This window comes from Leptolyngbya sp. PCC 6406 (assembly GCF_000332095.2).
Classification (GTDB): Bacteria; Cyanobacteriota; Cyanobacteriia; order Phormidesmidales; family Phormidesmidaceae; genus PCC-6406.
In genome coordinates, this window is record NZ_KI913949.1 from 3,702,876 (window position 1) to 3,729,413 (window position 26,538).

Here is a 26,538-nt window from a genome sequence, read left to right on the forward strand (position 1 = left end):
GGTGACAGGTGTTAGGAATTTTAAGTTTTAAGTTTTAAGTTTTGAATTTTGAATTGAATTACCCGTAGGGGCGCGGTTTCCGCGCCCAATGCAGGGGTTGGCAGGTGACAGGTGACAGGTGACAGAAACGTAGGGTGGGCAATGCCCACCTATCCAGGGATTGTGCTATTCCGAATAACAGTGTCGTAGGCAAATTGACCCAGGCTATATAATTCATTTGAACTAACTCTGAACTCACTTCCCTTCATGGCCTGCTATGCCTGAGGACACCCACCAACTGCTGCTGTTTTCTGTGAGTGATTACCAGATGCCACTACCTGACTACGATGTGCGGGAGAGTTCCCGTGCCCGCCATGTCTCTCTCCGGGTTTCGTTCCAGGGGACGCTGGAGGTGGTGGTGCCACCGGGATTTGATCGGGGGGAGATTCCCAAGATTTTGGATCGGCGGCGGGATTGGATTGCCCGTACTATCCAGCGCATTGAACACCAGCGGCAGTCACTCCCCGCTGACCATCAGGCGGAAAAGCCTGACAGTCTGGAACTGCGATCGCGCCAGCAAACTTGGCAGGTTACCTACGAGGTTCGTTCTGATAGTGCCTTGACCCTGACCCAGAGTGGGGATTTCGACCTCATTCTGGCTGGCCCGGTGCAGGATGCGATCGCGTGTCGCGATCTGCTGCGTAACTGGCTTCAGCGACAGGCACGGGCGGAGTTGGGACCGTGGTTGCAAACCCTGAGTCAGCGCTGTGATCTGGCCTATAGCCGCTGTTCAGTACGGGGGCAGACTAGCCGCTGGGGTAGTTGCTCTTCTCGACAGGCGATTAGCTTGAATTACAAACTCCTGTTTTTACCACCACCGATGGTGGACTATGTGCTCATCCATGAACTGTGCCATACGGTCCATATGAATCATTCCCCCGCCTTTTGGAATCTGGTACGGCGCTATTGCCCTGAGTGCGATCGCATCAGGGCTGACCTGAAAAAAGCATGGCAGTACGTGCCTCACTGGGTTGATGCCTAGTTCCTCCTCGACCCCCATGGACCAGTTATTCTGGACGCCCCACAGCGGCTACCACTGGGATGGTGCCCCAGGGCGTTTTTTTGAGGGCTGGTACTGCCGCCTCACGCTGCCAGCGGTGGCCCAGAGTTTTGCCTTCATGTATTCCATTGACGATCCGGCGGGGGCTAGCATTCTTGATTCTTCCAGCACCCCCGATCTCAGCGGCGGCGCGGCTCAAATTCTCGGCCCCGATGAGACCTATCTGTACTGCCCCTTTCCCAACGTGGCGGGATTTTGGGCGTGGCGTGGCCATTTGGGACTAGGACACTGGGGTCAGGTGGCAGGTTCTGGAACAGTGGTATATCCTCCCCGGTACTTAGAGGCCGACCGCTTTCGGGCGGGAGTAAGTCAGGGCTACCAATTGACTGCTACCCACCACCAGGGACAGGTGCAGGATCCGCAGACGGGGCTCCAGGCCCGCTGGGACTACACCGTAGTTCCCCGATATGGTTGGGGCGGGGATCACGAACCGCCCCGACCCACAGCGGGGTGGCTGTCCTATTTGCCCATTTTTGAGCCCGGTTGGCAGGTGCTCATGGCCCATGGCTGGGGGACGGGCTGGATCGAGTGGGGGCGCGATCGCTATGACTTTCACCAAGCCCCGGTTTACTGCGAAAAGAACTGGGGCCACGCATTTCCAGAAAAGTGGTTTTGGATCCAGTGCAATGCTTTTGCTGACGAGCCGGATCTGAGTCTGACGATGGCGGGGGCGCGGCGACAGGTGCTCACCCATCAAGAAACGGTAGGACTTGTGGGACTGCACTACCGGGGGCAGTTTTTTGAGTTGAGTTCTCTCAGGGGGCAAATACAGTGGCAGGTCACCCCCTGGGGCGACTGGTGGGTCAGCGCCCTTACCCATCGCTATCGCTTGGAACTGCGGGGGACTTGTGACGCGACCCCGGCCCAAGTGCGCGTCCCCACTCGCGAAGGACTCCAATTTCGCTGCTGGGACACCACCCACGGCCATCTGACGGTCAGCCTCTGGGCGAGATCTCCTGCGGGGCGGGACTGCCCTTTTCAGGAGAGCCTGATCCTCCAAGCGGAAAGCACCCTGGCAGGGCTGGAAGTCGGTGGCCACGACTGGCAACACCCCTGGCAATATTCCGGCTAAGGAACCCGGATCTTCCATTAAAAAAGCCTTCGGAGATTCTCCGAAGGCGAATATTTTTCGGTTAGCCAATGTTGGCGTCAACAGTTGTAGCCTTTAGCCTGCAACTAAGCTCTCTTTGCGTCGACGAGATACCGTCAAACCCAGAGCAGCAGCACTCATTAGAGCTAGACCTGTAGCTGGTTCGGGCACAGTTGCAGCATCTTCGTCAAACTCAATTTGCCCGCGAATTTCTCCAGGAGCGGCAAACTCAGGGGTATTTGAGTGCAAATTGAAATAGTACTGCCCTGCCAAAAAGCGATTGTATACGACGCTGGGATTGACCCCAGCGGCAGTCACATCCGCAGCCGTCCAGCTACCGGCGAAACTACCGCTGGTAACGCCTGTATTGACTGGTGCATTGTTCAGGTCATGCACCACAGGCCCTGTTTGCTGGGTGAAGGGCACGCCATCGGGCATTGCAGACAAGTGGATGTGGGCCAAAATCAGCTCTGCGGCTAATCCTGAAAAGCTAACATCGTAGGTAAATTCCCAGCTATCTGGATCGCCAACTAGGGAGCCTGTAACCAATCCGGTGGCGGTACTATCGTTAGCGGGGACTTCATTCATGCCGTTGAGTTCAGAGAAGTAGCTAAAGGAAGCTGCTTCAACAGCGACAGGTGCGAGAACTGCGATCGCACTCGCAAATCCTGCCATAGAGAGTGTTTTAAGCATTGACATGGGGTAACTTTGGATTCTAAACAACATTCAACTGTGAGCAATAGGTGCTCAGTGCAAGTACGAGGAGCTGCCCCAATTGGATTTATGAAAACCGTAAAAATACCAGAACCATCAAAGCTGGCTAGGAATAACCGTTCACATCCCCCCTACCTTCGAACCAGGGATCAAGGGTTGTAGCGGTTTAGCCGGGGGGATGTGAATTATTGCGGCTAGGATGTGTGGCTTTGGCCAATTTGCTACGGTAACGGGAATGAAATCCTTTGACTCTGCCATTGTTCAACACCTGTTGGTTCCAGAGACCAAAGATCTAGGGGGCTTCACAGCGCGGCGGTTGTTGCCCAGTGACGCATTGCCCATGGTGGGACCCTTCATTTTCTTTGACCACCTAGGGCCTGCGGTCTTTCCCCCCGGTCAAGGCATTGATGTGCGACCCCATCCCCACATCAATCTGGCCACAGTGACCTACCTGTTTGAGGGGGCAATCCTCCATCGCGACAGTCTGGGTACGGTGCAGGAGATCCGGCCTGGGGCGGTGAACTGGATGACGGCGGGGCGAGGCATCGTCCACTCAGAGCGATCGCCAGAGGCCGAGCGACAGAGCGCCGCCCGCCTCCACGGCATTCAAACTTGGTTGGCACTGCCCCCAGAGCATGAGGAAACGGCTCCTGGGTTTTGCCACCATCCCAGTGCCAGTTTGCCTACGTGGGAGGATCAGGGTGCTCAGGTGAAGGTGATCGCGGGGAGCGTCTATGGCCATCACTCCCCCGTGCAGACCTTCTCTCCCACGCTCTACTTGGATGTGCAGTTTCCCGAAGGAGGACAGTTCACGATTCCCCCTGAGGTGGCGGAGCGGGGGGTCTACAGTGTTACGCCGGGGCTAACGCTGGGGGATAACCCTCTGTCGCAACATCGGCTAGCGGTTTTGGCGGCAGAGCAGCCGGTGACGGTGATGGCAGAGTCGGGAAGTCGCTGCATTGTGATTGGGGGAGATCCCGTCGGTCCCCGCATCAAGTGGTGGAATTTTGTCTCTAGTCGCCGCGATCGCATTTCCCAGGCTAAAGTCGATTGGCGCTCGGGACGGTTTGACCCCGTCCCGACGGAAACTGAGTTCATTCCTCTGCCTGCGGATGAGGCGGTGCTGGAGGTAAATGCGGGGGTGGATTAACCCTCGCAACGTATTGCCTCAATCTATTGCTGAGAACCCACTCGCGGCCAGCGCGATCGCGGCGGGATAAATGCGGTGCTCCTGAACCTGGATCCGAGCCTGAAGGGTGGCAGGGGTATCGGTGGGGAATATGGGAACCGCCGCCTGCATAATAATCGGGCCGCTATCCACCACCAATTCCACAAAATGCACCGTGCAACCCGTCACCGTCACCCCCGCCTGGAGCGCCTGCTCCACCGCCCGCACCCCAGGGAAACTGGGCAATAAACTGGGGTGGATATTCACCATGCGGCGGGGGAAGGCGTCGAGTAACACCGCCGTAACCCGCCGCATCCAGCCCGCCATCACCACCCAGTCCACCCAATGCTGTTTCAGGGTGGCGACGAGTGCCCCATCTAGATCTTCCCGTGTGGGGTGGTCGCGATGGTTGTGCAGCACCGTAGGGAGACCATATTTCTCCGCCTGTGCCACGATCCCCGCCCCTGGGTTGTTGTAAATTACGACGGCAATCTCAGCGTGGAGTTGGCCGGTGGCAATAGCCGCCGCGATCGCGGCCATATTGGTGCCATTGCCGCTGGCGAGGATGCCTAAGCGCCAGGGCTGGGGCGATCGGGGTAGGGGATCGGGGATGGGGGGAGTTTTGAGTTTTGAATTTTGAATTTAATTTCCCGTAGGGGCGCGGTTTCCGCGCCCAATGCAGGGGGTGGGTGGGGTGGATGCAGTTTGTGCGCCCAATGTAGGCGTGGCTTCGGACTGGGCATTCGTGAGTGCTTTAGCAGCCTACCGTTTTTTGCTGAATGGATTGGATGAGTTGACCGGGTTGACCGTTGGGTGGGGTTGTCGTGGTAAGTGTTTAGAGGCTCCCATTTTGCTCAGCTTTTGGCCTGGAGCTGGTCCTATCTGTCCTCTGTGTCCGATGCCATGGCTCTTAACGCGGTTTTTTTTGAACTGAGCGGTGTCATTATCAATGATGGAGCCCTGCGTCAGCGCCTTCTGGATGAGTTGCTGATCGGAGAAAATTTGCGCCCGGATCCGGGAGAATTTGACCAAGTCTGTCGAGGGCGAGGGGATCGCACCTGTCTGCAAATGCTATTGTCGCGGCGGGGGCGGGTAATGGGTGCTGAAGGTCTGAAAAAACTTCTGGAGCTGCGATCGCAGCGCTACCAGGAAGGGCTAGCCAGCTTGGATCGGTTGCCGCTGTATCCAGGGCTAGAGGACTTCTTGTACCAGCTCAAGGTGGCCCAGACACCGTTAGGCATTGTCAGCGGGGCGCAGCGGGGAGATGTGGACTGGGTATTGCAGCGGGCCAAGTTAGCAACAGCCTTCAGTATCCTTGTGACGGCAGAAGACCTATCCCCAGGGGGGGACAAGCCCGCTGGGGAGGGGTATGAAGTTGCTATTGCTCGCCTTCAGGACCAGTACCCCGATCGGTTCATTTCCCCAGAGACCTGTCTAGCGGTAGAATCTTCCTTCGCCGGGATTGCAGCGGCCCAAGCCGCAGGGGTACCCGTCGTGGGGGTGGCCCATCAGTACCCCTATCGGATGATGCAGCGGCGGGCGGATGTAGCGGTGGATTATTTGAACGAGTTGGACTTGGACTGGCTAGGACGGTATTACAGGGATTGACTTTTACCCTTGTACCCTTCACCTTTTACCCTTGTACCCTTCACCTTTTACCCTTCACCTTTTACCCTCTACCCTTCACCTTTTACCCTCTACCCTTCACCTTTTACCCTCTACCCTTCACCTTTTACCCTCTACCCTTTACCTTTTGCCCTTTACCTTTAATTCCCAGGGAGTAATTGCTGTGGTCAAGACTCGTACTGAAACCGACAGTATGGGGCCGATTCCGGTGGCCTGCGATCGCTATTGGGGTGCCCAGACCCAGCGATCGCTCCATTACTTCGCCATTGGTGAAGACACCATGCCTCGGGAAATGATTCGAGCCTTTGGCATCTTGAAGCGGTCAGCGGCGGTGGTAAATGGGGATCTGGGCACGCTGACGGAATACCAGGTCCAAGCCATGGTGCAAGCGGCGGACGAAGTGATTGAAGGGGAACTGGATGATCATTTTCCGCTGCGGGTGTGGCAGACCGGCAGCGGTACCCAGACGAATATGAATGCCAATGAAGTCATAGCCAACCGGGCCATTGAGATCCTGGGGGGCGAGGTGGGCAGCAAGACCCCGATTCATCCCAATGACCATGTGAATCATGGCCAGTCCTCGAATGACACCTTTCCCACGGCGATGCATATTGCCACGGTAGAGCAGATACACCATGCCCTGATCCCTGCGGTGACCCATCTGCGGGATGCCCTAGCGAAGAAGGCGGAGGATTTCGAGGCGATTGTCAAAATTGGCCGCACTCACCTCATGGATGCGGTGCCCCTCACCCTAGGGCAGGAATTCTCTGGGTACGTGGCCCAGGTGAGCCAGGGGTTGCGGCGCATTGAGGCGATGCTGCCGGAACTGGGGGATCTGGCCATTGGCGGGACGGCGGTGGGTACGGGGCTCAACACCCATCCTGAGTTTGCCAAGCGGGTAGCCGCCGAGATCGCAGCCTATACCCAACTTCCCTTCCGCGCCGCTCCCAATCCCTTCGCCGCCCTGGCTGCCCACGACGCCCTAGTGGCCACCAGCGGCACCCTCAAAACCCTGGCGGTGGCCCTGATGAAAATTGCCAATGACCTCCGTTGGCTAGGGTCTGGCCCCCGCTGCGGCCTGGGGGAACTGCATCTGCCCGCCAATGAACCGGGATCATCGATCATGCCGGGAAAGGTGAACCCGACCCAGTGTGAGGCGATGACGATGGTGTGTGTGCAGGTGATGGGCAATGATGCCGCGATCGCGATCGCGGGCAGTCAGGGCAATCTTGAACTGAACGTGTTCAAACCCGTGATCATCCATAACCTGCTCCATTCCATCCGCCTGCTCACCGACGCCTGCCGCAGCTTCACCGATCACCTTGTCCTAGGCATCGAACCCAACCGGGCTCAGATTCAAACCTTTGTGGAAAACTCCCTGATGCTGGTGACAGCTTTGAACCCTATCATCGGCTACGACAAAGCGGCCCAAGTGGCGAAGAAAGCCTATACCGAAAACACCACGCTGCGGGATGCCTGCATTGCCCTTGGCTTCCTCACCGGAACCGACTTTGACCAGCAGGTCCGTCCCGATCAGATGACTCACCCATCCCGCTAATCCCCAGAATGGGGTGATGGGGTGATGGGGTGTTGGCGAAGCCTGCCCGTTGGCGATGAGCCTGCCTTTGGCATAGGGCTTAGAGGTGATGGGGTGTTGGGGGGCGGTTATACCAGCTCTCTGGGTATTGGCTACAAATAGGCATCCCGTAGGGGCGTGCGGCTGCACGCCCAGGGCAAGATCTGTCGCAATGACGGGTATCAACGTAAGCCGAGACAATATTGGTTCCGAGGAATTCAGTAGTCAGGAGCCAGAATCCAGTACCCTCCTAGATTCTGGCTCCTAGCTCCTAACTCCTCCCCACGAGATTTGTCCCGCTTTGAGTTGATACCCAGTATTCCTTCTAAAAAATCATCCCCTGAGTGGGGTAAAAGGGGCAGATCGGCAGCTCTGGACCCTATTCATTGCTAACGGCTACCGTCGGAGCCAGGAGCACCACTTCGCTGCTATCTACCATAAAGGCCGTAACCCTGCCGCTGAGCTGTTGCAGGGTCGCTGCGGCGGTCTGGACATCACCACTATAGATCGCCAGCAGATAGGGCCGCTGGCGATAGACGGCTAATCCCACGGGTTTACCTAGGGTGGATTGGATGGCGGATGCGATCGCGGGATCAGTGCCATAGTCCACCAGCACCGCGTATCCCTCCCCCAAAAGCTGGGGCGCATAGCCCCCACCGGCAGTACTGGGGGAGGAGGATCCGGAGTCCGCATCCAGGTCAGAGGGCAGAGGGGCGGCGGTCCCATCACTGGCAGGACGAGCAACAAAGGCTTGAGCCCCCTCCACCTCCGTCAGGTACTGTGCCCAGGCATTAGCGTTTTCGAGGCTGCTGAAGCCCCCCGCCCGCACCACAGGCTCGGACAGATACTGGCACACCATGACGTTTGTGCTGGTGGGCAGTAGGGACTGGATTCGATTGCGCTCCACCTCCGTGTTGCCCTGGATCAGAAGTAAATATTCCGTTGGGGCCGGAGGAGGGCAAGGGGGAAAGGTTTGGGCCACCGCCGCCGTGGGTGCGATTGCGCCCACGACCGCCATCAGTATCCCCCATTGCCAGCGTCGGTCCCCATAGAGTTCATTGATCCCAGCCATCACACGCAAGACCACTACAGAACATAATTAATTGCAGAAACCGCGCCCCTACCCCAATGAGGGTGTGAGGGATGAGTAGCTGTTATCCGGAATAGCACAATCCCTGGATTGGTGGGCAATGCCCACCCTACATTTCTGTCACCTGTCACCTGCCAACCCGTGCATTGGGCGCGGAAACCGCGCCCCTACCCCATCACCTCTAAGCCCTATGCCAAAGGCAGGCTCATCGCCAACGGGCAGGCTTCGCCTTTCTTGAATGCCGTTAGGCTATACACCCCACCACCCCATCACATTAGGATGCTACAGTCTCCAGGGAAGCCAAAGGCTCAGGAATGGAGTCCGACGGAGCCGTAAATTCCCCTGTGATCACGAATTCTATCCGCAGTTTCAGCCAGGTGATCAGAGTCTTTTCGGTGGAGATGACCGCTGCCGCCGGTTGGGGACAGCGGGCTTTGACCGCCGCCAGTTCAGGCGCATCTAGAAAAGCGGGGGATTTCACCAGCCAAAAATCCAAGGCTTTTTCCTGCTCTTGGTAGTAACGAGTGCGCTCCCGCAGCACTTCATCCAGAGGTTCTTCCTCTAGAAGAAACTTCTGGCTAGCGGCGAGGTAGTAGTAGGTTTGGGTAGACATAGGACGTTCTCAAAATTCAGATATTCAACAACAGCGTATTCCGAATAGCTTATTCAAAATCAGCATGACTCTAGGATTGACCACAAATCAACTGTTTCATTTCCCGCACTGCCCGCTCTAGACCCACGAGGGCCGCCCGACTGATGATGGTATGGCCGATATTTAACTCCTCCATGCCGTCAATCCGGGCAATTGGGGCGGTATTCCAGTAGGTGAGGCCGTGGCCCGCATTCACCCGTAGCCCCAACCGCCGCGCCTGCTGGGTTCTCGCCCTCAAGGTAGCGAGTTCCTGAGTCTGCTGGGTTTCTGCTGCTGCCTCCGCATAGCGCCCGGTGTGCAGCTCAATGAACTGAGCTGTCGTGTGGGCAGCAGCCTCAATTTGGGCGGCCTCAGCGTCAATGAACAAACTTACGGGAATGTCTGCCCCTTGTAAGGTTTTGACTACTTCAGTGAGGCGATCGCACTGTCCCGCCACATCTAAGCCCCCCTCTGTGGTAACCTCTTGCCGCTTTTCTGGAACTAGGGTGACGTAGTCAGGGTGAGTATCCAGTGCGATCGCAACCATCTCATCCGTGGCAGCCATCTCTAGATTCAGATGGGTGCGTACCGTTTGCCGCAGGATCCGCACATCGCGATCTTGAATGTGTCGGCGATCTTCCCGCAGGTGGACGGTAATGCCATCGGCCCCCCCTAGTTCCGCCAGCACCGCCGCCGCTACAGGGTCGGGCTCAACGGTACGACGAGCTTGGCGAATCGTGGCAATGTGATCAATATTGACCCCTAGGGTAGGCAAGGGTTCACGGCCTCCACAGCCTCAAACGTGCATTCCCTAGTCTAACCTGCGACGTCAGCCTCCTAAAAGTCCACTGGTCCCATCACCGGGACTCGCTGCTGCTCGGGAGGATAGCTCTCTTCAACCTCAGGATGACCGCTAGAGGGGGGATAACCAACGGGGGGATCCGTGGGATCTACCGTCTGGATGGGAATATCCGCGCCATTGATTACCGTACCCAAGACCCGGATATCCTCTGACTCTTCAAACTGCTCTAGGACGGTTTGCAGTACTGGCTTCTCGGTGAGCTGCGGGCGGGTAACTAGCACGATACCGTCAGTGCGGCCCTGGAGCAGCATCGTGTCGTTACTGCCAGTGAGGTGGGGCGCATCTAGAATCACGAGGTCAAAACGGGCCTGGGCATCGGCCAAGAACCGGATCATTTCACTGGAGTCGATCACCATGGGGGCGTTACGTTGGGGGCCAGCACTAGGGGCGATGTACAGGTTCTCAACACCAGGAACCATCTGCACCGGGTCGGACAGGTATCCTCCGTAATATCGCAGGGGTTCCAGAATGGCTTGTTCATCGGGGGTAATGCCCAGGAGTCGAGCTTGGGAGTGAGATCGCAGATCGGCCTCTAAAATCAGTGTGCGCCGACCCGCCCGAGCAGCCGCAATAGCCAGATTGAAGGCGGTGATGGTCTTCCCTTCCTGATCCCGTGTACTCGTCACCATTATCATCTGAGGGGGCTTACCCGCCTGAAGCTGTGCTCCCGCCAGATATAGGTTGCTCCGTAGACGCTCGTAGAGATCCCCATAGGCCGAGTCGGGAGCCAAAATTAGAGGCGGGATATGGCTGGAATGGGTTTGAATGAGGGGAATTATACCCAGCAGGGGAGCCTCCGCATCCCCCAGAAGCTTCTCCAGATCCTCATGGGTCCGCATAGTGCCGTCGAGCATATCCAGCAGCAGCACAAGGCCACCCCCCACCACTAGGCCCACCATGCCTCCCAGCAACAGCACCACGACGGGATTTTGGCTCTCCGCTACAATTCTTCGGGTGGCAGGGGGGCTGGCGATGGTAATACTGCTGACAGTTTCCGCCTCCGCCGCCTGGGCGTCAATCCGCTTCGCCTGAATCTGGTCATACAAGGCCCGCTTCAGCCCTACCTGCTGGGCTAAGCGATCGCGCTCTAGCTGCTTGTTGGGCAGGCTGGAATATTCCTCCCGCAGTTGCGCCTCCGACTGCGCCAGCAAAGCCTGCTGGCGGATCAGGGCATCTCGCTGCGTTTTCAGAGCAACCAGATAATTTGCCAACTCGGCGCGGGCGGGGTCCAAACTGCTGTCTTGCCGAACAACGTCGCCACTAGGCAGGGGCGCTAGCTCACCACCGCCAATCACCTCCCGTGCCCGCTCTCGCAGTAAGCGATCGTAGGCGGCTAGGCTTTGCCGTAGATCAATAATGGTGGGGTGAGCTTCTCGCAGGTTTTGGGTCAGAACCTGAAGCTGGCTCTCTGCCTGGTAAATCTGGCTCCGCAGTTGGGCAATAATGGGGTCGGCGCTCAAGGCCGAAGAGGCATAGGCTTGCTCTGGGGTCAGTCCAAGCTGGGCCTGGAGGCTCTCCATCTCGGAATCCATGCCCGCCAAAGTAACTTGGTTTTGACGGCGTTGATTTTGGCTCCCGGAAATCGACCCCAGCAAACTACCATCTAGGGCAGCTTGAATCGCAGGCCCTTCAATGCGATCGTAGGCTTCCAGCGCCTGCTCCGCTGCCCGCAACTCTCCCTCCGCGTCGGGCAGACGTTCATCTAGAGCATTGACAATATTGCTCAGGCGCGAGCGGTTGGTGATGCGACTAAACTCCACCATGCCCTGAAACAGCACCGAGAGAATTGCCTCCGCCTCTTCGCGATTGTCCCAATTGAAACCAATCGTGACCCGATCAAGCTGGTTGCCGCGATTCCGACCTCCATCACGGGCATCGATTTTGATCGTGGTATTTTTGCGAATGTCATCGGGGGAAACGGTGACGCCCTGAGTACTAAGCTGATTGACGACTTCCCCTAGCAGCACATCGGCTAACAAGAAATCCTCGGTAATAATGCCTTGGCCTTCCTGTTGGAGTTGGACCCCGGTGGCGGTAAAGGACACAACCGGCGTGTTTTGCACCAAAATCCCCTCAGATCGAAAGGTGTCTGGGGGGGTAGGCTGCACTGCAACAAAGCCAGAGGCTCCGAAAACCCCTAGAAACCCGACGAGCCCAACCCACTTATAGCGGTTCAGGGCCATTGAGTAACGCTTTATGAATGCTGCTGCCATCTTGTCTAACCTCTGATTGGACTCCGTCGTGAACGGGGGTCTCCTACATCAGCCTGAAATGTTTTTAGGCTAACATCTCGGCTTAAGATTCCTGGTAATTCTGCGGTTCTTGGGCGGGCTTCTTCACGAATTATCCTTTTTTAGGGTCGGAATAGGTTTTCGGCGGAGTTGCTGAGGGAATCGAAGAACAGCAGGAATCCTAAAACATCTCGGAAGGGCTGGGTAAAGGTATTTAGCCCATAGGTGAGACGGGCCAGGAAGGTGCGGTTCATGATGATCACGTCATTGTGCTGTAAGGGAGGATTCTGCACCGGATCGCCCCGAAAGGCAGCTCCTCCATCCAGGATTGTCGTCACCGCTTGTCCAGCCTCTTCATCAAAGCGGATCAGGGCAATTTGCCCGATGTTGGTGGAGTCGGGGCTGACACCGCCATTTGCGATCGCATCAATAAACCGACTGCCATTGGGCAACGCCACGGTGGTGAGAGCCGAGCCCCGCCCACCCCCTGCGCCATAGTTCAGCACCCGAATCACAATCTGGGCCTGGGCTAGGGTCGAACGTGACACGAGTGCCTGATCATATTCATCTAGCTGCCCCGGATCAAGGCGCTCCACAACAATGACATCCCCGTCCTGAAGGGCTACATCCGGTAAACTAAAGCCTTCTTTGAGGGGGGTAAAGAGATCAATGGTGTTCTCGATATATTCACCATTGAAGAGCTGCCGCTGGATCCTCACTGCCCGCAAATCTGCCCGTCCCGTCGTGCCCCCTGCCGTCAGCAGGGCAGTGGAGATTTGGGGAGCACCGAGGGGATAGAACCCAGGACGCACCACTTCTCCGAGGATCGTTACCTGCACCCCCCGTTGGGCCACTAGGGTGATGTTCACCCTAGGGTTGACGACGTATTGGTCATAGATCTGGGCGATGCGGGCTTCGGCTTGGGCTAGGGTGAGGCCATTGAAGGTCACGGCTCCCTCAAGGGGGACAATTATATTGCCCTGGATATCGAGGGTGGCTTGGAAACTCAGTTCAGGGAAGCGCGGTACGCTGACGAAGAAGCTATCCCCCGGTCCTAGGCGATAGGTGTCAAAGTCCCGCGTTTGGGCAGTACCGGGAAGGGGACTGAAGGGGGAAGGTGTCGGAGTTGGGGTGGTGGTTGCACCGGGCAATCGAGGGCTGGGTTGGGGGGTAGCCGCTGGGAGAGGTGCTGTCTCTGGGGGCGGCGGACTGCTGGGGGCCACCTCCGGTAAGGGGGCTGAAGCCGGAGACTCGGGGCTGGACTCTGGGGTTGGGGTGGCTTCAACCAGGGGCTCGGTAACCGGAGGTTCCGCGTTTGTAGAAGTCGTGGTCGGGCTTTGTCCCAGGGCGGGGATCCCTCCCCCCCCCAGCCATAGTCCAGTAGCACAGGCGAGCGCGGCTCCTGATTGACGCCAGGTTAGGAGATTGAATCTGGGTCTGGAGCTAGATTGTGAACTCAGCAAAGCCATGGCGCAAGCAGTAGGGAATTCAGCACAAGGGAATCAGTCATACATACATACCCCGACGTAGACCGTAGCAGTCTAGTTCAATATCTAGTTCAATATTTTATGGGAGGGATAAAGTTACAGCGGGAAAAAGCAATATCCCGCATTGGGCTAGAAGAGGGATAGGTCTCTTCACGACTCCTCCATGCCCTCAAATGGCCCTGCCATCAGCGCTGTCTGTACTGTAGTCCCAATTTCGCGGGCAAGGTCTTCATAGAGACGCGCATCCCCTACGGGCTCAATGGGCAGCAGTAGGCTGACGGCGATCCAGGGTTGGCGTTGATTGTGCTGCCACTGGCGTATTTGATCGAGCCAAAACCATCGCCCCGGAGCTGGGTGACCGCCCTGGGGCCAGCTATACCACTGCATGACGGCGAAGGTTCTTTGGTCGCTGATACCCCGAAAATAATTGACGGTGACGGTGGCACGATTTTCGGTGGAGCCTCCATGGCCGGGTTTAGGCACTTGAAAACTGAAGGTTCGCGAGTTGTCTACCCGCCATTTTTGGGAGCCGCGAAGATCCACCCATTCCACCTCGGGTTGGTTGGTATGCCAGGGCTGGGGGCGCATCAGCAACACAATGCCAGGAATTTCAGGAGTTGTAGGCTGGGCGGGCTGGTACTCGGCTAGGTGCCAGCGACTACGGCCAATGTTGACCTTCTCATCATTCATCAGGGTCCACCCCGGCAAAGACAGGGGATTGTCCATGAGCCGCTGGATCTGATTGATGCGAGGCACCTCTAAAGGGGCACTCCAGGGCCAAGTGCCGCTGACGTAGTTGGGCAGGGCCGCGATCGCAACTAGCACCGCAAGACAACCGACTAGAATCCCTTGCCAAAGACGGCGGCGAGGTCGAGGGGTGGTCAGGGCTACGGGGACGGAATCGGTCATGGGCTTTCTTTTTGAGAATGGGTCCAAAAACATCGCTCGTTTTATATCGCTGGGGCCAATGTGCTGGGGACACCGGATCCCTTGTCTTGTCCTAACTAAACTAGGGACTGCTATACGGTCGAGTCGGGATTGACGCTGAGGGCGAGGCGAGCAGGGATGTATTGCTGAATGAGCCGGACTAACCCCACCAGTAGGAGGAGTGTTATCGCGGAGTACACATCACCGCCCCAGCTTTCATGGAGCCATTCAAAGGCGGCATCATTGCCCGTGCCATGGAAATAGCTCAGGAGGGTATTCCGAATAATATTCCCCGCCACACTCAGAATGACAGTACTGATGCCCAAAACCCCTATCCGTAGTCGAGATCGCCATAGCCCCGTCCAATAACTCAGCATTAGGGCCACATAGAGGCTGGTGAACAACATCTTGAGCCCCGCACAGTGGGGCGCGACCTCCACCATTTGGTCATTGACCCTGAGGTAGATCTGATCCACGGTGACATCAATGCCACCCTGAAGCAGTAAGAAACCTGCCACCGTAGCGATGAAATGCTGTAACGGCAGGATGTAAGGTTCGATCAGGTAGGGCAACTGGCTAGGGGTGGCTAGCACCACTAGGGCTAACGGGAAGGCCATTTGTCTCAGACCGGGCAGTCCTTTCAAGCTGATACAGAGGCCCGCCAGCATCAACGGTAGAGAGAAGTTCATCCAATCCGTAAGGCCGCTGAGGTAGAGCACCGCCGCGATCGCAATCAGCGTTAACCCCGCCGGATGGGTCTGGTCCCTTAGCTCTTGCCAGCGCGATCGCTGTTCCCAGGCCAGATAGGCGGCAAAGGGCAGACCCAAAATGCCATGGCTAAAGTACTCGTGCTGGATGCTGATAGATTTGTTTAGCCAGCCATCGACCCAGTGCCACAGGAGAGGGCCATAGAGCAGAATCAACAGCCCCAGCAGGGCCAGGGAGAGGGGGGTAGGAATCCGCGATCGCAGAGAAAGACTGTTACTAGACATTAGGTACTAGGCATTAGGGATTTATCAAGACATTTTCCGGAAGATGCACGGGGTTTCAGGCCACGGCTGTATTTTCAACGCATACATCTCAACCCATACATCTCAACGCATACATCTCAACGCATATAGCGGTTCTCACTCGGGTTAAGTACAGGCAAGGGGCTTAAGCCCCTTGTTCGCCAAAGTGTCATTAAGTTGAGATGTACCTCATACATTAGGGAACCGCTGTACACCGTTATTGCACCGCATCCACGGGTTGACGCACAGCCTGGTGGAGAATCTGCGCGATCGCATCCACCACCTGATCGGCCTGGGCTAGGGTCATACCGGAATACATCGGTAAGGATAGGATTTCTTGGCTCAGAGCTTCCGATTGGGGAAAGCTGCCTGCTTGATAGCCCAGGGATTGGAAAGCGGGCTGAAGGTGGCAGGGTACCGGGTAATGAATCCCCGTCTGGATGCCCTGTGCCTCCAAGGCCAATTGAAAACTGGTGCGATCCAGGGGACTCGTGGGCGTAATACGAATTACATAGAGGTGATAGATATGGCCGGAGCCGCTGAGATTTCGGATGGGCAGAATTCCCATCTCTTCCAGAGAGGCGAGGCGCTGATCATAGTGACGGGCAATCTGATTGCGCGCTTGATTCCACTCTGGCAAGTGGGGCAGCTTGAGGTTCAAAATCGCCGCTTGTAGGGTGTCTAGGCGACTATTGGTGCCCCCAGCCTCGGTATGGAAATACTTCCGCACCGCGCCGTAATTTCGCAGTGATCGCCCTGTCTGGGCAATCAACTCCTGCTGGGTCAGCAACATACCCCCATCCCCGATGCAGCCCAGGTTTTTGGCGGGGTAGAAGCTAAAGGCCGCAGCAATACCTACGGATCCGGCCCGATAGCCCTCCCGCTCCGCCAAATGGGCCTGGGCCGCATCTTCAAAAATCAGCAGCTTGTGTTGGGCCGCAAGGCTCAAAAGGGCTGAGGGGGACACCATCTGTCCATAGAGGTGAACGGGCAAAATGGCGCGGGTGCGTGGCGTAATTGCCGCCGCCACTGCCCCTAAATCCATTAGCGCAGTGTCCGGGTCGCAGTCCACAAATACTGGGGTCGCCCCCGCCCGCACTACACCGATCAAGGTCGCTACAAAGGTATTGGCAGGCAAAATAACTTCATCCCCCGCTCCGATGCCACAGGCTTGGAGGCCCAGCGCGATCGCGTCGGTGCCAGAGGCCATGCCAACACCATGGGCCGCACCAGAGGCGGCTGCAAAAGCAACTTCAAACTCTTGGAGCGCTTGCCCCAGAATAAAATCCCCTTTTTCCAAGACCGCTGCCACTGCCGCTAGGATGTCAGCCTGGAGCGGCCCATGCTGCGAAGAGAGATCAACAAAGGGAACACTGGAGGAAACAGGATAGGACATGGCACATTCTGGAGCAACAAATACAGACTTGGGGGTACGGACTTGGGGTGATCCCCACTCTTTCACCAGTGTCTCGATTTCTAGAATGAATCGGGGCACATTTTGATGAAATCTCCATGAAGCTTCCGTGATGTCCCCTACAAGCAAGCCCCCCAAATCGTTCCTCCCAGTTATTTTCTGGATTTGGACGAAGGGTGACCCTAATGTGCATGGTGCCCTATGCTGCCCCAAGACTAACCAGGTGCTTTACCCTAGGAAAGCCCTAAAAGAAACCCGAGGTTTCTGAGAGGTTTCTGAGCGGAATTGCTGCGATCTCCTCATCACCGAGACGACTCTATGGACTTTCACACCGCCCGCCAGTCGATTCTGACCCAGACTGTGGCCCTCAACCCAGCGCAGCGCCCCTTTATCCACTGCCTACGGCAGGGAGTTCCGCCCATTCCCGGCCAAGTCACTTCGCTGTTGCTGGCTCTGCGAGTTTTGGGGGAAGGGCTCCGACAAGAACCCAGCCTGGATCGCACCCTCACCCATGCCTTCTTTGTCCTCACCTACGAAAGTCGCCAGCTCTACCTCCAGGGGCAAAAATCAGGGATCGAGTGGCCTCCTCTGCTAGATGAGGATCTGGATCGCATTGCTAAGGCGGTACGGGATATTTTGGCCGATGAGGCATAAGCACCCATCCCCGTTGAATTGCCCATATCCAGTTCATGGGGGCTATTCCCAGTAGCATAGGGAAGCCGACTAGGGGAGTAGGAACGCGGTGGCTGGCGTACGACTGGAGCAGATTACCCAGCGATTTGGCACAACCGTGGCGGTGCAGGGGGTGACCTTTGCGGTGCCAGATGGTGAGTTTTGGGTTCTGGTGGGGCCTTCGGGCTGTGGAAAATCAACCCTACTCCGTGCGATCGCAGGTTTAGAGTCCGTAACCGAGGGCGACCTATATATTGGCGATCGCCGCGTCAATGACCTGCCTGCCCGCCAGCGGGATGTAGCCATGGTCTTTCAGAACTATGCCCTCTATCCCCACATGACGGTGGCCCAGAATCTTGCCTTTGGTCTGCGGATGCGCCAGGTACCCGCGACTGAGCGGGAATCCCAAGTCCTTCAGGTAGCTCGGTCCCTAGATATTGACCACTTACTCAACCGCAAGCCAGGACAACTGTCCGGCGGACAGCAGCAACGGGTGGCCCTCGGTCGCGCAATTGCCCGTCGGCCCCAGGTCTTTTTGTTAGATGAACCGCTGTCGAATTTGGATGCCCAACTACGGGATGGAACGCGGGCAGAACTCAAACAACTCCATCAGAAATTTGGCATCACCACCCTCTATGTCACCCATGACCAAGTAGAGGCCATGACCTTGAGCGATCGCGTTGTCATGCTAGATCAGGGACAGGTGCAGCAGATCGGCACCCCCCAGGATCTCTACAGCCGCCCTGCCAATCGCCGGGTCGCCGCCTTTCTGGGTAGCCCGCCCATGAATGTACTCACCGCCATCTTTGACGGCACCGGCTTTTGGATCAATGGTCAACCTTTGGCGATGCCAGCCCATCTCCCCCAGGCGGTCTCCCTCAGTTCCAATCAAGTGGTTTCCCTTGGCATCCGCCCCGAGCAGGTGTCCCTGGCCTTTGGTGATGAGATGGCCCTGACGGTGACCGTGCAAGTGGTGGAGCCCCTGGGGCGGGAAACCTTGATACGGGGGATCATTCCAGCCCAGAACGATAGCCAGTCTCCCCAGTCCCTAGCGGTGCTAATGTTGCCCCACAGCCGCCCTATCCCCGGCGAGTCCCTGCGGATTCGTATCGATCCCAATCACCTATTCCTATTTGATCTAGGCTCCGGCACCACCCTCTATCCACCAGAGAAAATGGACTAGCCCTTAACGAGCGTGATTCAGTAGGACGGGTGTGTCGTACCTACCCCGCAAGGGCTCCCCGTTAATTGTCCACACGTCCTAAGTCCGCCCTACTCATTCATGTTCTTGTAGGTCGCGACTGCCGAGGGGGAAATACGGTTTAAGTACCGGAAAATCCAGTATTTGAAGACCGTATCCAGGATCACTGGAAACGTAGCGATAAAGAGGAAGATAAAATCTCGATTGGCGGCAAAACCGAGGTGGCGGGACAATCCTTCCAGCAGAATCTCCCAGCCATGGGGAGAGTGGAATCCCACAAAGACATCGGTAAACAGAATAATGATGAATGCTTTGGCGCTGTCACTGAGACCATAGACAACTTCATCCATGAAACCCTTTAGAGCCGCCACCTCCCGTTTTCGCGCAACCAGCAGTCCCGCAAAGGCAATGGCGGCCAGAATATCTGAAAAGACGTTTTTGACAGCGTCGGCGCTGCGAGAGCGATATTCCTCCTCAATATCCGTTGCCTTCTCTCGCACGGTCTGCTCGATGGCTAGCTCTGGCATGGGTTCGACCTTACCGATCAGTACCTCAAACCGCAGCCGCTCCTCAAACTGCTGCAACTCATGGAGGGCTTCCTCCTCCATTTCCAGGTTCAAGAAAACTGCGGCCTCAGTTTCCCCACGCACGTAGTCCACCATGGGGCCGATGATGAAGTTTTTAGTGAACTGCTGGGTTAACAAGGGGATGATCAGGAGTAGCAGAATGAACTTGACAGCGGTGGTGGTTTTGCCCCGTGAGGCCCGAAAGTTTCGCATCACCTGTTCTTCTGCCTGGGGATCTAGATCCTGACGGATGCGATCTACGGTGCGGAGGATGGATCGGGGGAGGACGTTAGCGCGATCTGATAGGGCATCGGCCCGGATGCCGGACTGAGCACCATTATCACCGTTAACTAGAGCGCCTCGGCGCTCCCTCGGGTTCGGGGTACCGTTGGTAAGATTTGCCGCTAGGGTGCTGTTAGTGTTCTGGAGGGCCGTGGTGGGCTCCTTGACCATAACCACGGTGGCGGGGGTGGGGGCGGGGGAGCGATAGCGAGCAAGGACTTCATCGACAAATCGCAGCTTGCGGAAAAACAGGGCAGGTTTGTCGATTAGGTTCAGGGTGTAGCGGTCGTCGGTGGGGGTGTCTACCTGAATTTCGAGAATCCGGGGATCTGAGGCCCGTAGAATGGAACTACTGGCGCGAAATTCCGTCATTCGTATATCGATCAGGTTGAGATACTTTTTTAGTTCTCCTTGAAAGTATCGCTGGGCGCTCTGACCAAAGTTGCTGGAGGTGGGGGAGATGGGGTTACCCCCAAAGTGCTCATTTTCAATGGCCGCAATCATGCGGGCGGCTTCATAGGCTTGATCCAGGGCTCGTTCGGGGGTTTTCAGCAGCCATTGCTGGGCCTGTTGAAGAAAACTGGGGAGAACCATCCGCTATATCACCTGTGCTGCAACAGTCTGTAATCGAAACTGTAGTCCAAATCCCAGGAGGGCTAGAAACTTCACTGGCGTAGGTGTGATGGTCTGTGATCAGACTTTGCCATTACAGTTTCTGGCATAACCTTTTCGAGCTAACGGCTCTTAGGGGAGCGGTCTGTGTTAAAACCAAGGCAAACCAGGGCTAGGATAGGCACCATCAGCAGCATCGGTTGAGTGAGGGTAGGCTATGGGCGGTCAAATTTTGGGCGATCGCTACGAGGTAGAGCGTCAACTGGGCAAAAAATCCGGGCGATGGACCTTGAAGGCGCGGGACTTGCAAACCCAGACTGCTGTCGTTCTGAAGGTGTTGTTTCTGGATGACACCCTGGATGCGACGGATCTAAAGCTGTTTAAGCGGGAGATTGAAGCCCTAAAGCTGCTTCAACACCCCGATACGCCTCGGTATTTGGATTATTTTGAAATCGGCCTGCCCCAAGATGGCCGTGCCTTGGCCTTGGCGCAAACTTTTATGACGGGTAAGTCCCTGGCCACCTATCTGACAGAAGGGCGAACTTTGACCCAGGCAGAGGCAACTGCGATCGCACATCGAGTCTTGGCGGTGTTAGTGGAACTCCATGCCTACCAGCCCCCCTTAATTCATCGAGATATTCGCCCCAGCAACATTCTGCTGCGATCTGAGCCCATCAGCAACACCGCTGATATCGCCCTAGTGGACTTCGGTTCCGTTAAATCTTTAAATCCGGGCACCACCTCCTTTACGATGGTGGGCACCGACGGCTATATTCCCCCAGAGCAGGCCAGTGGTCGCGTTCTAGCAGTGTCCGATCTCTATGCCTTGGGGGCGACCCTAGTAGAAGTGATGACGGGTATATCCCCCACTCAACTGCAAACTCGGGGGCTTCGCATTGACTTTGAAAGCCACGCGGAAGTTAGTGCCGCTTTTGCTGACTGGCTCAAGCAGCTCCTGTCTCCCGGTTTGGAATACCGTTGGAGCTCTGCCTACGCCGCCCTAGAAGCCCTAGAAGCGATCCTCTAGAGGCTGCAGACAAGCGCCAGATTTCTGGTTATGGGGCGGTTACAGCCCCTAGCACTTTGCGGTGTAAATACCCTAACCGTTCTTTTGTGCCTTTTGCAGAGCTGTGTCTAATCAACCGGACACCATATTCAGCGTAGGAGCCGAGGGCACCTCAGGCGGTGTCAGAGCATCCAGGGCGGTCCACACCTGCCGCTTGAGCTGCTCCAAATTGTGGTGGGTGGCGGCGGAAATGGGGAGCACTGGAACCAGGGCTATTGCCGCTAGATTCTGGACCAGATCTGCGATCGCATCCTCCGGCATCGCATCCACCTTATTCAGCACCAAGATTTGGGGGCGATCGCGAAGGCCCCGACCGTAGGCCATCAACTCCTGCTGGATCGTCCCATAGTCGGCAACCGGGTCTGGGGCAGTCCCATCCACCACATGGAGCAGCAACCGGGTGCGTTCAATGTGGCGCAGAAATTCATGTCCCAACCCCTGTCCTTGGTGCGCCCCCTCAATCAGCCCCGGAATATCGGCAAACACCGTACCGTCCCCCGTGGGCTTCCGCACCACCCCCAAATTGGGCACCAGGGTAGTGAAGGGATAGTCGGCCACCTTCGGACGGGCAGCGGAGAGGGCCGAGATCAGCGTCGATTTACCAGCATTGGGGAGGCCAATGATGCCCACCTCCGCCAGCAGCTTCAGTTCTAGGCGAATGCGGCGAGCTTCCCCCGGCAAACCGGGCAAGGCCCGCTCCGGGGCACGATTACGATTGCTGAGAAAATGGCGGTTTCCTAGCCCTCCATTGCCCCCCTTGGCCACGCAGAGGGTTTGACCTGCGGTGACCAAATCCCCTAGGGGAACCTCCGTTTCCGCCTCATAGATCATCGTGCCGCAGGGGACCGCCACATAGCGATCCTCCCCCGATGCTCCGGTGCAGTTGTTGGGACCGCCCCGTTGACCGTGGCCCGCCTTGAATTGGTGGGCGTAGCGAAAATCCAACAGGGTTTGCAGATTAGTTTCCGCCACCAGATAGACTGAGCCCCCCGGTCCGCCATTGCCCCCAGAAGGCCCGCCAGCGGGGACATATTTTTCACGGCGAAAGGCGACTAGACCATCACCGCCGTCCCCAGCAATCACGTCTACTTCCGCAAGGTCAATAAATTTCATGGTGGGGGGAGCCTGGGGGGGGAGAATGCCTGGGGGGAAATATCTGGAATATCTCTGGACTATCTATTGTGCCTGAAGACGGCTGAGTTCTTGACGAATGCGCTCCGCTAGGGCCTCATTTTCCCGGTGGGCAGCGGTAATCTCGTTGAAGCGCTGGGCAGTGAGGCCATTTTGATCCACGATGTCCCGAGCCCGATTGCAGTAGGTAATCATGATATTTTCCACCTGTCGCCGGACGCGACGGGTGACCCCCGGTAGATTGCTCTCGGAGCAGCCCAGGGTGACGGCACTCAGTTCAACATTTACCTCTAGCAGGAGATTCTTGATCTCGGTATAGGCTTCGTTGCGGTACCCGTCCATTTGCAAGACCGCTTGGGCATACTGAGTCACCTCTTGATTGGTGACGGTGGTTTGGGCCTGGGCGATAGTGATGCCCAGTTCCGGTAGCTGCTGTCCCCCGATCTGGGGCGCGATTTCCGACCCCCAGCCCATGATCCCCGCCATCAGCCCCACGGTGGCCAAGGTCCGTGTCCAAGACCGCAATCGGGGGGTCAGGTATAAACGAAAAGTTGATGCCGTTAACTCAGGAGCAGTCATCGTTTTAAAACCTTTCTCTCAAAAATCTTGCGCTCAAAACCTGTAGATCATCCCAATCTGTGACGAGGGTGATTTTTTATTCTAGCCAGATGAACTGCTTTACCGTCCTCGACGAGACATTCCTGTTGTAAAGAGTTGGCAAATTTCGATCATTTTGGTCTGGAGGGTGGCGGTTTCATCCCGGCCCCGTTTGAGGGCTGCTTCTAGGGTTAACAGATGGCCCAGAGCCTGCTGTAAGCCGGTCAGAGAAAGGGCAGACACCTCCTTCTGGAGGATATATACCCGTTTAGGATTGCCAATTTCCGCCGCCTTGGCAATGGCTGAGGCATCCCGTTCTCCTGAGGTCATCATCATTTTGACCCAGAGCCAAGTGCGAAATTGCCCTACTAGGGTTGCCACAATCCGTAGGGCAGGCTCATTGCGTTGGAGCAGATCCGCCACGAGTCCCAAGGCTGTTTCCACCTTGCCCTCCCGCAGGGCGATGGCCAGTTGCAGGCTGCTCTGGGCGCTGATGGTTACTAAGGCTTCCACCGCTACGGCATCGATGGGGCCGGGACGATCGCCCCAATATAGGGCCAGTTTCTCCAGTTCCAGATTGAGCTGCCGCATCTGGTTACCCACCGCGATTACCAACAGGTCTGCGGCTTCTTCTGTGAGGGTCAAAGCGCGATCGCGGGCAGCTTGCTTCACTTGAGCCGCCAGTTGATCCGTCTGCCAAGGGGGTATGGTGTCAAAGGCTTTGATCTGCCCATGGCGCTGCACTAATTTGGTAAACTTGGCCCGCCCGTCCGGTTTTTGGCCACTGGTGAGCAGTAGCAGAGTACTGTCAGGGAGTTGGGGTAAGGTGCGCTCAAATTCCTTCAGAATGGGTTCGGGACATTTTTGCCCCAGGGTAGTGTTCACCAGCCACACTACCCGTTGCCCCGACCCAAAGGGGGGCGTCATGGCTTGGTTCAACGCCACCAGTGGTGCCTCTGCTATCTCCGGTGGAATTTTGTCGTAGTTGAAACTAACCCACGCCGCATCCAAGGCGCGATCGCGCAGGGCCACCACCGCTTGGCTTAATCGAAAGTCGTCTTCACCCCAGTAGAAATAAAGCGGCATGGTGAGATGCAAAAAAATCAAAACTCAAACATTCCCCCCCCTCCACGCCCCCCCTCCACGCCCCCACAGCCACACCCGTAACCCACCCTGCCCTTCGGGCACCCCTTCCAAGAGGGGATGTTAGGAGGAGGTTCCTTGAGCACAGCCAAGGCAAGGGATTGCCCCTACGGATTCTGAACAATATCGGTCACCCGGCGCTGGGTAGGGCGGGTTTTGAGCCTTTTGTCCTGGATGCCCCAGGCAACCCGCCCCTACCGTTCACACCTGTCACACCCTGCATTGGGCGCGGTTTCCGCGCCCCTACCCCAATACCCCAACCCTCATACTCCCACACCCTCCCATGCCCCCCCTTCCCCAGCATCCCATCCTCCAGAAGAGCTTTGCCATTATTGATCGAGAAATGGGAGCACATGATCTGCCGCTGGAGGAGTACGCCATTCTACGGCGGATTATCCACAGCACAGCGGATTTTGAGTTCCGTCACTGGTTGCGGATAGGGCCGGGGGCGATTCCTGTTGCGATCGCGGCGTTGCAACGGGGGGTGCCCATCATCACTGATGTAGGCATGGTGCGACAGGGCTGTCAGAGTATGGTCCGTCGCACCTTTGGCAATCGGCTGGTGGCGGCGGTGGATTTAGCGGAGACCGCCGAGCTGGGGCGCACCCGCACGGAGACGGGAATACTGCGGGCCTGGGAACAGTTTCCCGGCGGAATCTTTGTGATTGGCAATGCCCCCACGGCTCTTCAGGCCCTCTGCGATCTCATTCAGGCAAAGCCGACTGTTTCTGTTCCAACGCCAACGCCAACTGTTCCAACGCCAACGCCAACTTCAATTCCTGCCCCAGCCCTAATTCCAGCCCTAATTATTGGTGCTCCGGTGGGGTTTGTGGGCGTGGAGGCAGCCAAGGCCACCCTAGCAGCGACTCCGGTGGCCCAGATTCGTGTGGAGGGGCGCAAGGGGGGCTCCCCGGTGGCGGCAGCGATTGTAAACGCATTGCTGGTGTTGGCCTGGGAGGGGCAGCCATGATAGCCCCCAGAGAGACCCCCAGAGAGACCCCCAGCAAGGGTATAGCTGCTGCCGCACCCACCCCCACTCCCATTCAAGTCGTCGGCATCGGCTTAGACGGTGCAGCGGGACTAACCCCGGCTGTGGTGCAGAAAGTGCAGGGGGCGACGGTCCTAGTGGGCAGCGATCGCCACCTGAGTTATTTCCCTGATCTAAACTGCGATCGCTGGCCCTGGGTGGCCCTGGATCAGTTGGCGACAAACCTCCAATCCTGGTTGGGCAGGGCGAAACCAGGGAACTACCTGGTGGTACTGGTGTCGGGGGATCCCCTTTGGTTTGGCCTAGGGCGGTGGTTATTAGCGGTTTGTCCGCCGGAGGCGATTACCTTTCATCCCCACCCCAGTTCAGTGCAGTTGGCCTTTAGCCGAGTCAAGCTACCCTGGCAGGAGGCCACGGTGGTCAGTCTCCACGGGCGCAGCCCGGAGCGCCTGATCCAGGCATTGAAGCAGGGGGCTGACCCCATTGCAGTGCTGACGGATGGCCTCTATACGCCGGGGGCCATCGCCCACCTAGTGCAGGATTTGGCCCTACCCCTGACCTATCGCCTGTGGGTGTGTGAAAATCTGGGGGGCTCTGAGGAACGGGTGCAGTCCTGGGATCTAGATGCGGCCCAAGGGGAACTCTTTGCCCCTCTGAATGTGGTGATTTTGCAGGGCATTCCGTCTCCGGTGAGGCCAGAACTGCCCCTTGTGGGTCTGGCCGACGGTGCCTTTCTGAGCTTTGCCGATCGGCCTGGATTGATCACCAAGCGGGAGGTACGGTTGCTGGTCCTGGCAGAACTGGCCCTCCAGCACCAGCAGGTGATTTGGGATATTGGGGCGGGAACGGGCAGTGTCAGCATTGAGGTGGCACGGCTGACACCCCAGAGCCAGATATTTGCCATTGAGCAGACCGCTGTCGGAGGAGAGCTCGTGCGGCAAAATGCCGAGCGCTTCCACACCCCTCAGGTCCAGGTGATTACGGGCACAGCTCCGATAGCCCTATCCCCCCTACCGGAGCCCGATCGGGTCTTTATTGGTGGCAGCGGGGGCAATTTAGCGGCAATTCTGGATGCCTGTGCCGCCCGACTGCGGCCCCAGGGCCGGATCGTCACCGCGATCGCAACTTTGGAGCATAGCGCCACCCTGACTCAATGGATTGCCCACCATCCCCAATGGCGTGCCCAAGCCCTGCAAGTGCAGATTTCCCGCTCCGCCACCGTTGGCCCCCTCACCCGCTGGAGCCCCCTCAACCCCGTCACCCTCACCACCCTCACCCGCGCCTAAGTTGACAATCGGGATAACCCCCAGATGGTGAGGGCTGTGCCCAGCAGCAACAGGCCATCCAACACCCCC

At 57.2% G+C, this 26,538-nt stretch carries 24 protein-coding genes; 10 read left to right on the forward strand and 14 right to left on the reverse strand.

Features of this window, described 5'->3' with window-relative positions; genetic code table 11:
* Positions 1-256 precede the first annotated feature (256 nt).
* Both LEP6406_RS0216330 and LEP6406_RS0216335 read left to right on the forward strand, forming a co-directional pair.
* On the forward strand, positions 257-1,021 hold the full coding sequence (locus LEP6406_RS0216330) for a M48 family metallopeptidase (protein WP_008316237.1): 765 nt from the start codon (positions 257-259) through the stop codon (positions 1,019-1,021).
* Complete coding sequence (locus LEP6406_RS0216335; RefSeq protein WP_225886561.1) at positions 1,014-2,171, forward strand: tocopherol cyclase family protein; 1,158 nt, start codon at positions 1,014-1,016, stop codon at positions 2,169-2,171. Before LEP6406_RS0216330 ends, LEP6406_RS0216335 begins: the two co-directional genes overlap by 8 nt.
* Before the next feature lie 93 nt (positions 2,172-2,264).
* Here the strand turns inward: LEP6406_RS0216335 and LEP6406_RS0216340 are convergent, their stop codons facing one another.
* Complete coding sequence (locus LEP6406_RS0216340) at positions 2,265-2,864, reverse strand: CHRD domain-containing protein (RefSeq protein WP_008316233.1); 600 nt, start codon at positions 2,862-2,864, stop codon at positions 2,265-2,267.
* A 274-nt stretch (positions 2,865-3,138) separates the two neighbouring features.
* Here LEP6406_RS0216340 and LEP6406_RS0216345 point away from each other — a divergent pair, with 274 nt between their 5' ends.
* Positions 3,139-4,053 (forward strand): pirin family protein, encoded by a 915-nt coding sequence (locus LEP6406_RS0216345; RefSeq protein WP_027269196.1) that lies wholly within the window; start codon positions 3,139-3,141, stop codon positions 4,051-4,053.
* An 18-nt stretch (positions 4,054-4,071) separates the two neighbouring features.
* On the opposite strand, the gene purN is transcribed toward LEP6406_RS0216345, so the two are convergent.
* Positions 4,072-4,713: a phosphoribosylglycinamide formyltransferase gene (gene purN / locus LEP6406_RS28485; RefSeq protein ID WP_036028521.1), complete on the reverse strand. Its 642-nt coding sequence runs from the start codon at positions 4,711-4,713 to the stop codon at positions 4,072-4,074.
* Between the two features lie 261 nt (positions 4,714-4,974).
* Here purN and LEP6406_RS0216355 point away from each other — a divergent pair, with 261 nt between their 5' ends.
* Both LEP6406_RS0216355 and fumC read left to right on the forward strand, forming a co-directional pair.
* Positions 4,975-5,679: an HAD family hydrolase gene (locus LEP6406_RS0216355; RefSeq protein WP_008315150.1), complete on the forward strand. Its 705-nt coding sequence runs from the start codon at positions 4,975-4,977 to the stop codon at positions 5,677-5,679.
* A gap of 181 nt (positions 5,680-5,860) precedes the next feature.
* Positions 5,861-7,255: a class II fumarate hydratase gene (fumC, locus tag LEP6406_RS0216360; RefSeq protein ID WP_008319272.1), complete on the forward strand. Its 1,395-nt coding sequence runs from the start codon at positions 5,861-5,863 to the stop codon at positions 7,253-7,255.
* 397 nt (positions 7,256-7,652) lie between these two features.
* Here the strand turns inward: fumC and LEP6406_RS28490 are convergent, their stop codons facing one another.
* From LEP6406_RS28490 to LEP6406_RS0216400, 8 genes are all read right to left on the reverse strand, one after another.
* On the reverse strand, positions 7,653-8,345 hold the full coding sequence (locus tag LEP6406_RS28490) for a hypothetical protein (protein WP_008319274.1): 693 nt from the start codon (positions 8,343-8,345) through the stop codon (positions 7,653-7,655).
* Between the two features lie 292 nt (positions 8,346-8,637).
* Entirely contained in the window at positions 8,638-8,976 is a 339-nt protein-coding gene (locus LEP6406_RS0216370; RefSeq protein ID WP_008319277.1) for an MgPME-cyclase complex family protein, read from the reverse strand.
* Between the two features lie 70 nt (positions 8,977-9,046).
* Positions 9,047-9,769, reverse strand: coding sequence for a pyridoxine 5'-phosphate synthase (locus LEP6406_RS0216375; protein ID WP_008319280.1), 723 nt, complete (start codon positions 9,767-9,769; stop codon positions 9,047-9,049).
* Between the two features lie 62 nt (positions 9,770-9,831).
* The gene (locus LEP6406_RS0216380; protein ID WP_008319281.1) at positions 9,832-12,069 is read right to left on the reverse strand and encodes a polysaccharide biosynthesis tyrosine autokinase; all 2,238 of its coding nucleotides are present in this window, start codon (positions 12,067-12,069) and stop codon (positions 9,832-9,834) included.
* 140 nt (positions 12,070-12,209) lie between these two features.
* A complete protein-coding gene (locus tag LEP6406_RS28495) occupies positions 12,210-13,310 on the reverse strand; it encodes a polysaccharide biosynthesis/export family protein (RefSeq protein WP_162160893.1) in 1,101 nt (366 codons plus the stop codon).
* Positions 13,311-13,724: 414 nt separating this feature from the next.
* Positions 13,725-14,483, reverse strand: a complete 759-nt coding sequence (locus LEP6406_RS28500) for a cyanoexosortase B system-associated protein (protein ID WP_008319285.1) — start codon at positions 14,481-14,483, stop codon at positions 13,725-13,727.
* Positions 14,484-14,593: 110 nt separating this feature from the next.
* Positions 14,594-15,493 carry a cyanoexosortase B gene (crtB, locus tag LEP6406_RS0216395; RefSeq protein WP_008319287.1) on the reverse strand — a complete coding sequence of 300 codons (900 nt, stop codon included), beginning with the start codon at positions 15,491-15,493 and terminating at the stop codon, positions 14,594-14,596.
* 235 nt (positions 15,494-15,728) lie between these two features.
* Positions 15,729-17,006, reverse strand: coding sequence for a DegT/DnrJ/EryC1/StrS family aminotransferase (locus tag LEP6406_RS0216400; protein ID WP_263971190.1), 1,278 nt, complete (start codon positions 17,004-17,006; stop codon positions 15,729-15,731).
* A 237-nt stretch (positions 17,007-17,243) separates the two neighbouring features.
* Between LEP6406_RS0216400 and LEP6406_RS0216405 the strand changes: the two genes are divergently transcribed.
* Positions 17,244-17,579: a hypothetical protein gene (locus LEP6406_RS0216405; RefSeq protein ID WP_008319290.1), complete on the forward strand. Its 336-nt coding sequence runs from the start codon at positions 17,244-17,246 to the stop codon at positions 17,577-17,579.
* Positions 17,580-17,667: 88 nt separating this feature from the next.
* Positions 17,668-18,780 (forward strand): ABC transporter ATP-binding protein, encoded by a 1,113-nt coding sequence (locus LEP6406_RS0216410; RefSeq protein ID WP_008319292.1) that lies wholly within the window; start codon positions 17,668-17,670, stop codon positions 18,778-18,780.
* An 89-nt stretch (positions 18,781-18,869) separates the two neighbouring features.
* Here LEP6406_RS0216410 and LEP6406_RS0216415 read toward each other — a convergent pair whose 3' ends face one another.
* Complete coding sequence (locus LEP6406_RS0216415) at positions 18,870-20,240, reverse strand: proton extrusion protein PcxA (RefSeq protein WP_008319295.1); 1,371 nt, start codon at positions 20,238-20,240, stop codon at positions 18,870-18,872.
* A 235-nt stretch (positions 20,241-20,475) separates the two neighbouring features.
* On the opposite strand from LEP6406_RS0216415, the gene LEP6406_RS28505 reads away from it, so the two are divergent.
* Positions 20,476-21,285 (forward strand): serine/threonine protein kinase, encoded by an 810-nt coding sequence (locus tag LEP6406_RS28505; protein WP_008319296.1) that lies wholly within the window; start codon positions 20,476-20,478, stop codon positions 21,283-21,285.
* Positions 21,286-21,396: 111 nt separating this feature from the next.
* Here the strand turns inward: LEP6406_RS28505 and obgE are convergent, their stop codons facing one another.
* The 3 genes from obgE to holA form a co-directional block, all read right to left on the reverse strand.
* A complete protein-coding gene (gene obgE, locus LEP6406_RS0216425) occupies positions 21,397-22,437 on the reverse strand; it encodes a GTPase ObgE (RefSeq protein ID WP_008319298.1) in 1,041 nt (346 codons plus the stop codon).
* 63 nt (positions 22,438-22,500) lie between these two features.
* On the reverse strand, positions 22,501-23,034 hold the full coding sequence (locus LEP6406_RS0216430) for a DUF4168 domain-containing protein (RefSeq protein WP_008319299.1): 534 nt from the start codon (positions 23,032-23,034) through the stop codon (positions 22,501-22,503).
* Between the two features lie 99 nt (positions 23,035-23,133).
* On the reverse strand, positions 23,134-24,138 hold the full coding sequence (holA, locus tag LEP6406_RS0216435) for a DNA polymerase III subunit delta (protein ID WP_008319301.1): 1,005 nt from the start codon (positions 24,136-24,138) through the stop codon (positions 23,134-23,136).
* Positions 24,139-24,478: 340 nt separating this feature from the next.
* Here holA and LEP6406_RS0216440 point away from each other — a divergent pair, with 340 nt between their 5' ends.
* Together LEP6406_RS0216440 and LEP6406_RS0216445 are read left to right on the forward strand one after the other, a co-directional pair.
* Positions 24,479-25,165, forward strand: a complete 687-nt coding sequence (locus LEP6406_RS0216440) for a precorrin-8X methylmutase (RefSeq protein ID WP_008319303.1) — start codon at positions 24,479-24,481, stop codon at positions 25,163-25,165.
* On the forward strand, positions 25,162-26,469 hold the full coding sequence (locus LEP6406_RS0216445; protein ID WP_008319305.1) for a bifunctional cobalt-precorrin-7 (C(5))-methyltransferase/cobalt-precorrin-6B (C(15))-methyltransferase: 1,308 nt from the start codon (positions 25,162-25,164) through the stop codon (positions 26,467-26,469). Before LEP6406_RS0216440 ends, LEP6406_RS0216445 begins: the two co-directional genes overlap by 4 nt.
* Positions 26,470-26,538 lie beyond the last annotated feature (69 nt).

Coding starts and splice junctions, on each gene's coding strand:
- LEP6406_RS0216330 (WP_008316237.1), top strand. CDS start 257: ATGCCTGAGGACACCCACCAACTGCTGCTGTTTTCTGTGAGTGATTAC.
- LEP6406_RS0216335 (WP_225886561.1), top strand. CDS start 1,014: ATGCCTAGTTCCTCCTCGACCCCCATGGACCAGTTATTCTGGACGCCC.
- LEP6406_RS0216340 (WP_008316233.1), bottom strand. CDS start 2,864: ATGGCAGGATTTGCGAGTGCGATCGCAGTTCTCGCACCTGTCGCTGTT.
- LEP6406_RS0216345 (WP_027269196.1), top strand. CDS start 3,139: ATGAAATCCTTTGACTCTGCCATTGTTCAACACCTGTTGGTTCCAGAG.
- LEP6406_RS0216355 (WP_008315150.1), top strand. CDS start 4,975: ATGGCTCTTAACGCGGTTTTTTTTGAACTGAGCGGTGTCATTATCAAT.
- LEP6406_RS28490 (WP_008319274.1), bottom strand. CDS start 8,345: ATGGCTGGGATCAATGAACTCTATGGGGACCGACGCTGGCAATGGGGG.
- LEP6406_RS0216370 (WP_008319277.1), bottom strand. CDS start 8,976: ATGTCTACCCAAACCTACTACTACCTCGCCGCTAGCCAGAAGTTTCTT.
- LEP6406_RS0216380 (WP_008319281.1), bottom strand. CDS start 12,069: ATGGCAGCAGCATTCATAAAGCGTTACTCAATGGCCCTGAACCGCTAT.
- LEP6406_RS28500 (WP_008319285.1), bottom strand. CDS start 14,483: ATGACCGATTCCGTCCCCGTAGCCCTGACCACCCCTCGACCTCGCCGC.
- crtB (WP_008319287.1), bottom strand. CDS start 15,493: ATGTCTAGTAACAGTCTTTCTCTGCGATCGCGGATTCCTACCCCCCTC.
- LEP6406_RS0216405 (WP_008319290.1), top strand. CDS start 17,244: ATGGACTTTCACACCGCCCGCCAGTCGATTCTGACCCAGACTGTGGCC.
- LEP6406_RS0216415 (WP_008319295.1), bottom strand. CDS start 20,240: ATGGTTCTCCCCAGTTTTCTTCAACAGGCCCAGCAATGGCTGCTGAAA.
- LEP6406_RS28505 (WP_008319296.1), top strand. CDS start 20,476: ATGGGCGGTCAAATTTTGGGCGATCGCTACGAGGTAGAGCGTCAACTG.
- obgE (WP_008319298.1), bottom strand. CDS start 22,437: ATGAAATTTATTGACCTTGCGGAAGTAGACGTGATTGCTGGGGACGGC.
- LEP6406_RS0216430 (WP_008319299.1), bottom strand. CDS start 23,034: ATGACTGCTCCTGAGTTAACGGCATCAACTTTTCGTTTATACCTGACC.
- holA (WP_008319301.1), bottom strand. CDS start 24,138: ATGCCGCTTTATTTCTACTGGGGTGAAGACGACTTTCGATTAAGCCAA.
- LEP6406_RS0216440 (WP_008319303.1), top strand. CDS start 24,479: ATGCCCCCCCTTCCCCAGCATCCCATCCTCCAGAAGAGCTTTGCCATT.
- LEP6406_RS0216445 (WP_008319305.1), top strand. CDS start 25,162: ATGATAGCCCCCAGAGAGACCCCCAGAGAGACCCCCAGCAAGGGTATA.